This is a genomic window from Methanosarcina vacuolata Z-761 (genome assembly GCF_000969905.1).
In the GTDB taxonomy this organism is placed as follows: Archaea; Halobacteriota; Methanosarcinia; order Methanosarcinales; family Methanosarcinaceae; genus Methanosarcina; species Methanosarcina vacuolata.
This window is the reverse complement of the sequence record NZ_CP009520.1, coordinates 1,705,954-1,718,548: the sequence shown is the minus strand read 5'-3', so window position 1 is coordinate 1,718,548 and position 12,595 is coordinate 1,705,954. Positions and strand designations below refer to the sequence as shown.

Here is a 12,595-nt window from a genome sequence, read left to right as displayed (position 1 = left end):
ATCAAACATACTTGAACAGGTCATCCCTTTTCATTTCGTGCAGCCTTTCCCGAAGCAGACTTTTTAAAGCTTTCAGGTCTCCTTTTTTGGCGCTGATAGGAGCTATTATATGCCTCCAGTTCTGCCAGGGAGGTTCAAGCCCGAGTCGAATTGCAATCTCGTCAAGAAGAGAATCATAATCGCTTTCTTTTACCTTATCCATCTTGTTTGCAGCAATAATGGTGTCAATCCCGACTTCCCTGAGGAAATCAAACATTTCAATGTCTATCGGAATCTGGTCCTTTGAGTCCCAGCGGTCTACTATCTGCGGGAAAGACGAGCTGTCTATTACAAGCACTCCGAGCTTGATCCTTTCGGCATTTTCTTCGATATAGTGCACGGTTTTGTCTTTAACGATGTCTTGCTTTCGGTCTTTTACTCCACTCATGAAGCCGAAGCCAGGCATATCCGTGATAAGCAGGTCCGAGACATGGACATGTGCAGGGCGTAAGGTAACCCCGGGGCGTTTTCCAACCCTTACTTTCGCTCCGAAGAGTTCCCTTAGCAACGAGGATTTACCCACGTTTGAACGGCCTACAAAGATTATCTCAAAGCTTACTCCGCTTTCAGCTGCAGTCTTACTGGTTTCCATTGTTTTTTACCTCCAAGCCTTTTTCAAAAAAGACCTGAACAAAAATGTCGTTCTCGGCGTGATCAACCGGCGCAACGGTTGTGACACAACCCTTTTCAAAATAGGGTTGATCGAAAATCCCATGCCGCGGCGTGATAAACCGGTTAGACGATTGCGAATCAATTGTTTTGGTCAACCGATGACCGGTTTTTATCCATGTTCCGGTTTTTATCCATGTTCCGATTCTTTACCTATGTGCTTCCCCTAGTTCCTTATCAAAAGCCCTGAGGAATGCGTTAAGGGAATCTTCGGGAATTTGAGCGCCTGCCGCAAGTGGATGTCCACCGCCGCTTCCTCCGAATCTTGGTGCGACTGAACGGAGAATATTGTTTACGTCTACCTCTCCCCTGGATCGGATACTAAGGTCATAAGCTACCTTTCTTTCACGGTATTCGGCTGCAATCCCGACTTCCCGCCTGCCGTAAGAGGCTGCGTATATCGCTGCCTTTGAAATGGAGTTATTTGTATTTACAATATACGCGCTGTTTCTCAGGACTTCCACATTATATTTAACAAAAAGCCTTAATTTCTCCTCGTTAATTGCTGCTTCTCTGGCAAGCTTAAGCAGTTCTGGAATATTTGAAGGGATTATGTCCTTTGAGAGGGGCTCAAGAAGTTTTCTCTTGAATTCGTAATCCCTTCCTTTATATAGGATGGCCTGGGTCAGGGTTCCAGCCTGGAAATAAAGATTCCTTTTATCCCAATCTTTGACCCAGTTCTTTAAACATGGAGTGTTGTCGCAGAAATCCCCAATCGCTCCGTAGATTGCTACCCTCCGCATATCCCTGTCCAGGCGGTCCTCAAAGACCCTGTAGGTCAACTCTGAGGAACAGGCTTCGATATCATGGTAGAACCAGCTCTCTTTTTCACAGCTTTTAGGGAGAGGATGGTGGTCAATATAGTAAAGGTCGGACGTCTCCGCAAATTCTCGGAGTGCTGTGTGAAGTTCAGAACAGTTCCTTTCATCGATTGCAATATCGCAAATAATAAGGGTTTTCACATCTTGTATAAGCCTTAATTTTTCAAGAAGGTTGGACGGGTTTGTAAAATATACATACGCATCCGGATAAGCGGTTTTTGCAATCGCACCTGAGCATATCCCATCCGAATCTCCGTGAGTAAGGACTAGAGTTTTCGCTTTGATCCGGTTCTCGAGTTCTTTCATGTTTTGCTTCCTTTTTCTCGAAAAAATATTTATTTTTTCTAATATCGATACCTCTTCTAACAGCAGTGTTGAGTTTTTCTCACTTTCAATTCTTTTTTTGCTTCACATGCTTTTTTTTATTTTGGAAATTAATAAAGATATTTATTTTTTCTTTTGTTCAATTTTTATTTTTATTCAAATGAGTTTCAAGGTAAAAAGAGCTCTTATCAACCTATTACTTTTGAAGACCAGTAAAAATAGCAAGATAAAATAATTCATAAGTGGTATAAATGGTTATGAAAAAGTGAAAAGTAATGAAAATTGTAATAAGTAATGAAAAAAGTGAATCGTAATGGGATGAGGCTTTTTTCTCAGTAGATTCTATTAAATGCAAGAAATGAATGCCCTGGAAAGTCCAGAGCGTTCGAAACTCTCAACTTAAGTTTTTTCAGGTACGTCTTCTTCCCAGGATGAATGTAACTGCGAGAAGTCCTGCTATAGCAAGGACAGGACCGAATCCGGAAGTATCTTCAGGATCTTCATTTTGTGCCAGACCCGATGATTTATTTTTTTCCTGATTGGAGTCAGTTTTTCCCTCAGGCTGCTTGCTGCTTCCTTCAAGAGAAATCGGCACTCCTACATAAACAACAGGAGTATCCGAAACGACCTCTCCTGAATATTCATCAAGGTCGAGGAAACTTGCCTTACATGCAGGCAGATGGATTTCTCCTTCTTTATGCATTTGAAGGATATAGGTTACTGTTTTTGAACCGCCGCCACTTCCGAGAATCTGCTTGAAACTGGTTTCCCCGCTTATTAGTTTAGCTTCAGGAGGTACGGTGTCGGTTACTGTCACACTTGAATCAATGTTTCCTGTGTTTTTTACAGTGATCGTTACGGTCAGTTCATCTCCGGCATTCAGTTGCTGTTTGTTTATGGTTTTTGTAACTGAGATTTCAGGTCCATAAATTTTTACCTTTTCCGAGTTATTGGAACCCGCGTCACCATTCTGCCCATTAGGCAGGGTAAAATTAGCCGTTGTTTTTGGGAAGGTGAATTCTCCCGGTTTTTCAGGAATCAGAGTGTATTCAAAAACTTTTTCAGCTAATTCCCCGGATTTAAGAGAAAGGGTCTTCACGAGCACCGCATCTTTCTTAAGGTGCGTTTTGGAAGCTATCGAATCAGTAAGTACGATGTCATCTATGTCGCAAAGCCCTACGTTCCGGACATTGACCGAGACGTAGATAGGCTTACCCATGTGATTATCTCTTGTAATAAACTTTGAAATAACAAGGCCCCATTTTTTTTCTATTTTTATGACTTTGAAGCCTATGTCTTCGTACTTCTTGTTCCTTACATCCTCACATGTAATTTTTGCACTTATATTAAGATCAGTGTCTTCCCACGGCTTGGGAGCTTTCAATGTAATATTCACAGGTTCAAGAGTTTCCTCTTTAAGAACCTCTCCAAGTGTGTATTTCTTTTTTCCTTTAAGGACTTCCATCCCGGCTGTGTCGATAGTTAGAACGGCATTTTTAGCTTTTGCGTCTCCATCGTTTTTAATTTCTATCGATACATCAATTGAACCGTCTCCGGTAGATTTCGAATCATATGTGTCCTTTTTGGTTTCAACGTCTATGTCAAATTCTGGCTCTCCTTTTATAAGGATATCCAGTTTAGCATAAGGGTTCCAGTTTCCTGTCTTGAACTCCTTTCCATCCTTTTTGATAATCTCATAATTCGGGTTCACTTCCTGGGCATAAACCTTTATCTTGTCGTCATATACGACTTCCAGGCCTGCGGAAAGTGGAGACGTCTTCAGTTTTTCCCCATCCTTCGAGATTGAAACAAACACCTGTTTGTTATCGTTAAAATCTTCTGCCTTTATAACATAGCCGTTAACTGTTACTGTATCCCCCCAGTACAGTGGTGTTCCATCCTTTTTCTCTACCCACTCGATGTCTTCTTCTGCAAGAGCGATTATTGAGAAAGCCGAAGTGAAGAAAACGGCAAGTAATGCAATCAGTGCAAGCTTCTTAGCCATAGTTACCTTCCTTGAATTTAATCTCTTTATACTGGATTTTCGCACTGGAAGCATGCATTTTGAGCTGCTGTAATGGCTACGGCTCTTCATTTTTTGTATTTTTTAAATTATATATAATTACTAACTGCTTATTCACGAATGATACCATTCATATGATACCATTCATATGATACCATCCGTATTTTACAATTCGATGCATTGATTTTGCCCCAGCACTCCCCTATGATTTACAATTTTCTAACTCGATGTTACTTTATTAACTCCAATTTCATGGTTTCTTCATTAAAATCCAGGATCATTTAAAATTTGTAATTTATTTGTCTAAACTGGTTAGATCTATATGGTAGTATTAAGGTCGTTTTAATCAGAAATTTGTCTAAACTCTATAAGTTATCTTAACATAAGATATTTTAATTTTTTGTACTGTTTCAATTTTGAATAAACTTCTTATATAGAGTCGTTTTCTTTATAAGGTCGTGTATATTTAACAGAATCAGGAAAGGAAATCTCGGAAGTTTCAAAATTTAATAAATAAGTATTCGTCCCTTCCGGACATCAGAGGTCTTTTTCATGGAACTTATGAAAGTTGTAGAAATTCTCGAAGAAATCGCGCCACCTGAACTTGCTGAAGACTTTGACGAAGGCAGGATCGGGCTAATTCTCAACCTGGAAAATAACATAGAAAAAATTGCAGTTGCCCTCGATGCCAGTTCTTATACGCTTGAGAAAGCTGCAGAAATGAGAGCAAATCTTCTAATTACCCACCATACCCTTATCTTCCATCCGATTAACAAAATCTCAAAATCCCTGGCTGAATCTCTCAGGCTTGCCCTCGATAACGGGATTTCCATTTACAGCATGCATACGAATTATGATAGAGCCGAAGGAGGCATTAATGACGTGCTTGCTGCAAGGCTCGGGTTAAAGAATCTCAAAAATGTGGAAGTCGGCAGAATAGGAGAGATAGAACCCTGTGCTTCGGCTGAACTGGCATCCAATGTCTCAAAGACCCTGCAAACTCCTGTCATATATGCAGGAGAAAAAGAGGGGATAAGTCGGGTAATGGTCGTCGGTGGCAGTGGCTTTGCGACTGAGTTCCTTGAAATTGCAAGGGCAAACAGAGTTGATGCCTTCATATCTTCCGAACTTAAGCATAATATTCTCCGCGAGTATGAGGATCTCTGCCTTATTGACGCTACTCACTATGCCACGGAAAATCCGGGAATGGAGGCTTTATGCTCCAGACTGCGCGAAATTTCCGGTCTTGAGGTGGAATTTATCGAACAGCCATCCGGACTCAAGGCAATTGATAAATCCTGAACATCTTTCCGGATTCTGATCCAGAGGAATATCCTGAAAAATTCAAACTAAAATAAGACGGTAACTAAAATAAAATCTTAATAAAAATAAAAGTTAAATAATAATTATATCTTAATAAAAATAAAGTCTTAATAATAATTAAATCTTAATAATAAGTAAATCTTGATAAAAATAGTAGGACTTACGCAGTAGAACTGAAAAATCAACAGCATCAGACTATTAACTGTCTAAAACGTGACTTTAATCCACAGTCTTTGCTGTAATTGATTTTGTTCCTCAAGTTCGTAAGTCCTAAATAATATATTAAATTAAAATAATATTCTAACTAAAAAGATCCTGTTAAAATAATTGAAAATAAGTTTACGTGAAAATGTCGATTACAACAAAATATGATTTAGGAATGATAAAAATATAACTTCAAATTTGCAGTTCAGGAATTGATCTGTACATAATTTCATTATCTCAATAATGATTCTTGACAACAATACTTTGATATGATACTTGAATCATTCCTTAACTCAGTTAAACGTAGGAGTAATTTTAATATGACAGAGGAAAAGGAACAAAGTAGACCGGATATAGGAAAAAAGGATCAAGACAGACCGGAAACAAAGGAAAAAGATAAAAATATAGGGGAAGAACTTAAAGAAGATTCTCTGGAATCAATGCTTATAGAACAGTCAAGAAGTCAGATTCGTTCGGATTACCGGCGAAGTCTGGGCAATGAAAATCGTAGAAGATACATGGAATGAATTTACATGGAATGAATTTGTATGGAATGAATTTGCATGGAATGAATCCGTAGTGGATTTCTCTTTTCTAACAGCCCAAGTTTAAAATTTTTACATATTGTTTTCTTATCTCTTTTGCTTCAGTTTATCTACACTTCACTAACGTTTCAGTTTATCCTGATCTATGCACTTTAAGGCTTATTGGCTTAGATGACATCCGTTTTCACAGCTTTATTTCTGGCTCTGGTTTCAACTGCGTTCAAATAGCTCTCAATATGTTCGCGTACCATTTGCATTTCTTCAGTTTCTGGCATTGAGTACAGAATTGTCTCAAGATAACCGCGTTCTCTGAGAAGAGAAAAAGCTGCAGGAAAACTGATGTCAAAAATCCAGCTAAGGCGGAGAAGTTTAATATCATTCCGGTTTTTTGCATCTGCAAGCTTTGACATCCTGTTATTCAGGATATCCTCAACTATGTTTTCCGAACATCCGGGCGTATCGGGAATATTGAATTCGAGAACTGGATTCCTGAGCTCTTCTTCTTTTTCACAATCTTCACTCACAAGCTTCAGGATATCCAGTTTATCGGCATCCCGGATCAATTTCAAATAAAAAAGGAATTCTGTTGTAGTTTCTGTGCATTCGGGAATTTCCATGCGATTATGATATTCCACAGCTTTCAGAATTATATCTTTCTCTTTCTGAGATAGAATGGAAAGAATCCCGGTATTTTCCAGAATTTTTACGCCAAGCAGGGCATGATCTTCAGATTCTGAGTCTTTGAACGTCCTGTATTTAGTAAACTGTTCAAAGCGGCCCAGGTCATGAAATAAAGCTATTGTTTCAGCGAGCCTGCAGTCTTTTTCTTCCACATTTTCCGCTTTGGCAAGTAAAAGGATATTTTCACAGACTCTTGCCGTATGTTCGATTTTTAGCTTAACGTTTTCCTGGATAAAGACCTCAGGAGAGGAAAATTGGTCTACATAATCCAGAAACCATTTTTTGAAAAAGTCCAGGTCTTCCTTCTGCATGCTTTTTCAATAGTAGTTTTAATGTATAACATTTTCGTATATCTACGGAGGCTTTGAGATTTAGGCTCTTCTTTGTTTTATGTGGATATCCTCATAATGTCCTCATAAAAACCAATGCGGTATTGAATTGAAAATAATCTTATCTATAGGAAATGGCGAAGAGCCAATAATCTTCTGTCCCATTAAGAAAAGGTCGTACACCAGTGCATCGATTCCAAAGTATGTCCAAAATGAATTTTTTGAAAACCACTGAAAGCACGGAAGACACGGAAATCAGTAGTAAAGGCGTGTTTCTTCCGTGCTTTCCGTGTTTTCCGTGGTTGTAATATCCAGATCGAATCACTATGCGACAGGCTGCGTTTTCCGTGTTACAAAATTCCATGTGACTTGAAAATAATATTTGCGTCATAGACTGTATATATTTTTGTATTATGTGCATATTTGAGATCGATATACTAGAAAATATCCCAAAGTATCAAAGCTCTCATATCCTGTTGAATTATATGAATGAGGACCAAAAGGAAGCTATCCGACAATTCAAATTCAGGGCAGAAATTTGTAAAAAAAATAAGGCTTTTAAAGCCTTAAAACAAAAAAGGAGGAATTTTATCGCTAACTACGGTTGTGAGACAGCCTGCGGAGGTCAGGGTATTCATAACTCTTTGCGATCCCGATAGAATAAACACATTCTTTCCAAATATGGATTCTCGTTTTTCAGATATGATTTATTTCAGTCGAATACCTCTCTAGCTTGCTGCGCGGTGCGCCAGCGCAACTTTAATTTTTAAGAGTTGTGAGATCAGCCCAAATTAATTTCCTAGACCTTGTTACCCACTTTCCGCATTTGAACACAAATGTAGAATTAATTTGCCGAATTGTCTAAAATATTTACTTTAAAGACAGGCAAATTTTACTTTACTGCCTTATTGGGAAAGTTGATTGCGTTTTTGTGTGTATATACGGAAAGTGGGTTGCTTTGTAAGTTACTGTTTGAGCTTTTGGTCTCTGGATTCCAATCGTTGAGCCACCTCTGATTGAATTCCAAACATTATAATTTTTAAACACCTATATAATCTGTATTACCAAAGTATCTAACAATTAACATTTTAGTCAACTTTATGAAAATCAGTGATTGAAACAAATAAGTATGCTAATTTTGGTCAGTGCGCCTCTTATGGGTAATCCTCAGATGCGAACCACGCCTGCCACAGAAATTATGCTGAATTTGCAACTGAAAGCCAGAGTACTTTTACACAGAGTAATTTTACACAGAGTAATTTTACACAGAGTACTTTTGCAAATTCTGCCTGGGTCTTGTAAGAGAAAGTTTTCGTAAGACCATACTTGCAGCTATAAGTCAGAATCTAATCCTGCACACTTCCCTGTACACCTGAACTCTCTGAAAATCGATATTGGTAATATAGGAAAATGTAACCAAAAAGAGGAATAAGGTCCAATATACAAGTAAACAAAATTGCGTACTGCTGCCTGAACCTAAATAGGCTCTCCAACAATTTAATGAGAGTAAAAAGAATGAAAGAAAAAATCTTTCAACTTTAGCTAGGTGAAACTTTCTCAATAATCTCATCAAGCGTCAGAAGTTCCTGTTCTCCTGAAACCATATCTCTCAGCGTAAGCTTTCCTGCTTCTAATTCTTTTTCACCAACTATAACCACGTAATCAGCGTTGATGGTATTTGCATAAGAAAGTTGGGCTTTGAAATTACGCTGCATGAGGTCTACATGGACCGGCACGTACTTCCTTAGTTCATTTGCAAAACTTATCGCTTTTAGATGAAGATCAGGTTTTGAGACCAGCATAAGGGTTTTAGGAGCAGGCGGGGTAAGAGGGCAGATTTCCATAATCCTATCAAAACCTATCCCGAAGCCGGTTGAAGGCACGTCTCCGCCTCCGAAAAGCTGGATAAGCTGGTAAGAACCTCCACCGCAGACCTGTTTCTGGGCACCGAGGCCCTCGGCATAGACCTCAAAAACCATGCCTGTATAGTAATCAAGCCCGCGTGCAATCCCGAAGTCAAGGGAGTAATCGACTCCGTATGCGTCGAGAAGCTTGAGGGTCTTTTCAAAGCTTACAAGTTCAGGGATATTTCCAACTATTTTTATTACTTCAGGGAGGATATGCTTGCCTTCCAGTTTTATCAGGTGGAAAAGGTCGGACTTGAGCTGTTCTTCGGCTCCTATTTCTTCAAGCAGTGCTTCAAGGCCGGCATACTCTTTTTTATCCACAAGCCGCATAACCTTGCTCACAATTTCCGGTTCAAGCCCACTCAAGAGCGTACGTATGACCGCAAGGTTTCCGAGCTTCATGTCGCCCTTCACTCCGGCGGATTTTAACATGGCATCGGCAAGGGCAATAACCTCGGCATCGGAATCGGGTTTTCCGCTTCCTATAAGTTCAACCCCGAACTGCCAGAATTCCCTGAAACGGCCTTTCTGGGGGCGCTCATAGCGGAAACAGTTTTCAAAGTAAAATAATTTTAAAGGCTTCGGAAAAGGCTGAAGTTCATTTATATACATACGCATGACAGGAGCAGTAAGCTCAGGCCTGAGGGTCATTTCCCTGCCGCCTTTGTCCGTAAAGTTGTAGAGCTCCCCTATGATCCCTTCTCCTGACTTCAGGGTGAAAAGATCAAGATGTTCAAACGTGGGCGTAATGATTTCACTGTAGCCCCATTTGCGGGCAACGTCTCGCATAACACTTTCCACGTATCTTCTCCGGGCAGTATCGGCAGGTAAAAAGTCCCGGGTCCCTCTTGGTCTATTAACTGTCATTTTTAAATGCACCTGATAATCAAATTAAAACAATTACTTTAAAGCTTAATTTAGAGTTTTGCTTCATTTAGAGTTTTTACTTTAAGATATAATTTGGAGCTTTTTAGCGTTTCTGGACTGTACTAGTTAAAAGCAAGCTATTTTACTTTTTCGATACCTATCTGAAGCCGCCAAAAAACGACAGCTTAAATACAGAAATAATATATTTGTTCTGTAAAATAAAGTAGAATGGATTCCAGAAGCAGAAGTTTTCGCAATCAAACAATTGTAAAGCAAATAAAGGCAAGTTTACGTTGAATAATATAATAAGCAGATTAATATACATGATTCACACTAAATATTTGCGATTACCGTGTCCGAGCAAAGAAGTGTACCTTTAAGGAAACATCTACTGGACCTGAAGCCCTGCAGGCATGGAGGGTTAGTTCAGGAAACATCTGAAACTTACGGGATTCCTGAAAGTGAAATTCTTGACTTCAGTGCAAACTTTAATCCTCTGGGAAACCCTTTTGAGCATCCGGAAAGCGGATTGAACTTTGATGAGATTCTTAATGCTGGTTTTAAGAAACTTACCGAATATCCTGATAACAGGTATCCTGAGTTTCGAGAAGCTGCTGCAAAGTTCGTAGGGCATGGAGTAAGCCCAAAGAATATTATTCCGGGTAACGGTTCAACGGAAATTATAAGGCTTGTAGTGGAATGCGTGGTTGAAAAAGGAGATACTGTCCTTCTACCCTGGCCCACTTTCGGAGAATACGAAATGCAGTGCCGGATTATGGGAGCAGAACTGCAGTACCCAAGCCAGGACGAAGTCGAAAAACTTCCTGACGAGCTTCTGGAAAAAGCAAAAATCCTGTTCATCTGTAACCCCAATAACCCGACTGGGAAACTCCGTACTCGAGAAGAAATCAAAGCTCTTGCGGAACGTTGTACACAGCACAAAACACTTCTTTTCGTGGACGAAGCTTTTATTGAGCTTTCAGATCCTTCACAGAGTGTTGCAGATCTTGCAGTAAACAACAATTACATTTTTGTCATGCGTTCCCTTACAAAGGACTTTGCAATCCCGGGAATCCGGATGGGCTTCGGAATAGCTTCCCCTGAGGTAGCTGAAATTCTGGATACTGCTAGACTTTCCTGGAACCTCGGAACCCTGGCAGACGCTGTAGCGACTTCCCTTCTTAATATTGAAGGCGGGATTGAAAACCCGTACCTGAAAAAAGCGAGGGATATGATCAGGGAAGAAGGAGAGGTTTTTAAGGCGAAACTCGATAGGATAAGGGGTTTTAAAGCCGGAGAGGTGAATGTAAACTTTATCCTGGTTGATATCAGTAAATTCATGCTTGATTCAACGGAATTAACTGCACGTCTGGCAGCTCATGGAGTCCTCATAAGGGACTGTTCTTCCCTCCACGGCCTTGGAAAAGATTACATAAGGCTTGCAGTCCGGACTTTCGAAGAAAACGACAGGATAATTGCTGCAATCGGGGATATAATTACCGAGTGGGGTAGAGAACAGGCAAAACAAGAACTGCAGAATGTGATCGAAAAGGCTTCTGAAGAAGGCATTGGAGGCAGGAAAACCTGCGAATACTATCCCTGCCACTTTGAAGGCCAGAACTGTACCTTCTGCTTCTGTCCGTTCTATCCCTGTGAAAACGAGCGCACAGGAGGAAAATGGATCCAGAGCTCAAGAGGCGGAAAAGTCTGGAGCTGTGTTGACTGTCATCTGGTTCACAAGACGGAAACTGCGCAGAAAATCCTTGACTGTCTTATGCAGGAAGGAGATACGGACGAACTCGTGAAAGTTGCCTGGAAGAAAGTGATGGAGCCTATCCTATGATTGTACCAGACAGCGGGCATCTTGCCCTGGTACTTTTGCTTGCAGCCGCCATAGACATATTTTTCGGGGAGCCGCCTGCTGCCGTACACCCTGTTGTGTGGATAGGAAAACTAATCAATTTTTTTATAAATGCGGCTCCTCAGACTCACAGGAAAGCCTACGGAGTTGCAATGGCTCTCTGCTGTGTATTTTCTGCAGCCTTGCTGGGTTACACCGTGCTTTACATAGCAGCCCTTCCGGGAATTCCCAGGGTGCTTTCCCTTCTTATAGAGGCATATTTCCTGAAAGCCACCTTTGCTGTTAACTGCCTGCTCGGCCCTGCAAAGGAGATTTATGGGCACCTCGAAGCAAACAGGCTTGATAAAGTCCGGGAACTGCTCCCAATATATGTAAGCCGGAACACTTCAAAACTTACCAGAAACCAGATGTCTTCCGCAGTTATCGAATCCGTATCCGAAAACTATGTTGACGGCATCCTGAGCCCCATTTTTTACTATACCCTTTTCGGAAAATACGGGCTTGTTGCAGCATATGCATTTAAAGCCATAAGTACTCTGGACTCAATGGTTGGGTATAAAACCGAGCCCTACAGGGAACTTGGGTACTTCTCAGCGAAATCCGATGACGTATTAAACTGGATCCCTGCCCGCATCTCCGTTATATTCATTCTTGCAGCAGCCTTTATAGCGAGTCTGCTCCCGAAAAAACAGGGAAAATTTTCTCCATTTAACAGTATAAAGAGTGCTTTTGAAGACGGAATGAAAACTCCGTCCCCCAATTCCGGTTATCCCATGGCAGCTACTGCAGGAGCGCTCGGGGTCAAACTTGAAAAACCCGATACTTATATACTTGGGGCCTTATATCCCCCGACCGAAGTAAAGGATATAAAAAGGGTATCCCAATTAATAGCAATTGCTTCAGGCTTCTCGCTTGTTGCCTGTGCAGCAGTAATTCATTTAGCAGGGATATACCTGTATCCGTGACCCTTCCTTCGCTGCCAGAACCTGATTCCTGAGAGCG

9 protein-coding genes are annotated in these 12,595 nt (G+C 40.6%); 4 read left to right on the top strand and 5 right to left on the bottom strand.

The window, feature by feature from the left end; all coding sequences use genetic code 11:
- Position 1 precedes the first annotated feature (1 nt).
- The 3 genes from engB to MSVAZ_RS07160 form a co-directional block, all read right to left on the bottom strand.
- The gene (gene engB / locus MSVAZ_RS07175) at positions 2-631 is read right to left on the bottom strand and encodes a GTP-binding protein EngB (RefSeq protein ID WP_048119761.1); all 630 of its coding nucleotides are present in this window, start codon (positions 629-631) and stop codon (positions 2-4) included.
- A gap of 226 nt (positions 632-857) precedes the next feature.
- Positions 858-1,835: a DHHA1 domain-containing protein gene (locus tag MSVAZ_RS07170; RefSeq protein ID WP_048119759.1), complete on the bottom strand. Its 978-nt coding sequence runs from the start codon at positions 1,833-1,835 to the stop codon at positions 858-860.
- A 427-nt stretch (positions 1,836-2,262) separates the two neighbouring features.
- A complete protein-coding gene (locus tag MSVAZ_RS07160) occupies positions 2,263-3,858 on the bottom strand; it encodes a BatD family protein (RefSeq protein WP_048119756.1) in 1,596 nt (531 codons plus the stop codon).
- Between the two features lie 570 nt (positions 3,859-4,428).
- Between MSVAZ_RS07160 and MSVAZ_RS07155 the strand changes: the two genes are divergently transcribed.
- Together MSVAZ_RS07155 and MSVAZ_RS21140 are read left to right on the top strand one after the other, a co-directional pair.
- Complete coding sequence (locus tag MSVAZ_RS07155; protein WP_048119754.1) at positions 4,429-5,178, top strand: Nif3-like dinuclear metal center hexameric protein; 750 nt, start codon at positions 4,429-4,431, stop codon at positions 5,176-5,178.
- A 545-nt stretch (positions 5,179-5,723) separates the two neighbouring features.
- Positions 5,724-5,930, top strand: a complete 207-nt coding sequence (locus MSVAZ_RS21140) for a hypothetical protein (RefSeq protein WP_048119752.1) — start codon at positions 5,724-5,726, stop codon at positions 5,928-5,930.
- Between the two features lie 185 nt (positions 5,931-6,115).
- Here the strand turns inward: MSVAZ_RS21140 and MSVAZ_RS07145 are convergent, their stop codons facing one another.
- Positions 6,116-6,940: an HD domain-containing protein gene (locus tag MSVAZ_RS07145; RefSeq protein WP_048119750.1), complete on the bottom strand. Its 825-nt coding sequence runs from the start codon at positions 6,938-6,940 to the stop codon at positions 6,116-6,118.
- A gap of 1,556 nt (positions 6,941-8,496) precedes the next feature.
- Positions 8,497-9,732 (bottom strand): histidine--tRNA ligase, encoded by a 1,236-nt coding sequence (gene hisS / locus MSVAZ_RS07140; protein ID WP_048119748.1) that lies wholly within the window; start codon positions 9,730-9,732, stop codon positions 8,497-8,499.
- Positions 9,733-10,084: 352 nt separating this feature from the next.
- Here hisS and cobD point away from each other — a divergent pair, with 352 nt between their 5' ends.
- Both cobD and MSVAZ_RS07130 read left to right on the top strand, forming a co-directional pair.
- Positions 10,085-11,575 carry a threonine-phosphate decarboxylase CobD gene (gene cobD, locus MSVAZ_RS07135; RefSeq protein WP_048119746.1) on the top strand — a complete coding sequence of 497 codons (1,491 nt, stop codon included), beginning with the start codon at positions 10,085-10,087 and terminating at the stop codon, positions 11,573-11,575.
- Complete coding sequence (locus MSVAZ_RS07130) at positions 11,572-12,558, top strand: cobalamin biosynthesis protein (protein ID WP_048119741.1); 987 nt, start codon at positions 11,572-11,574, stop codon at positions 12,556-12,558. Before cobD ends, MSVAZ_RS07130 begins: the two co-directional genes overlap by 4 nt.
- Positions 12,559-12,595 lie beyond the last annotated feature (37 nt).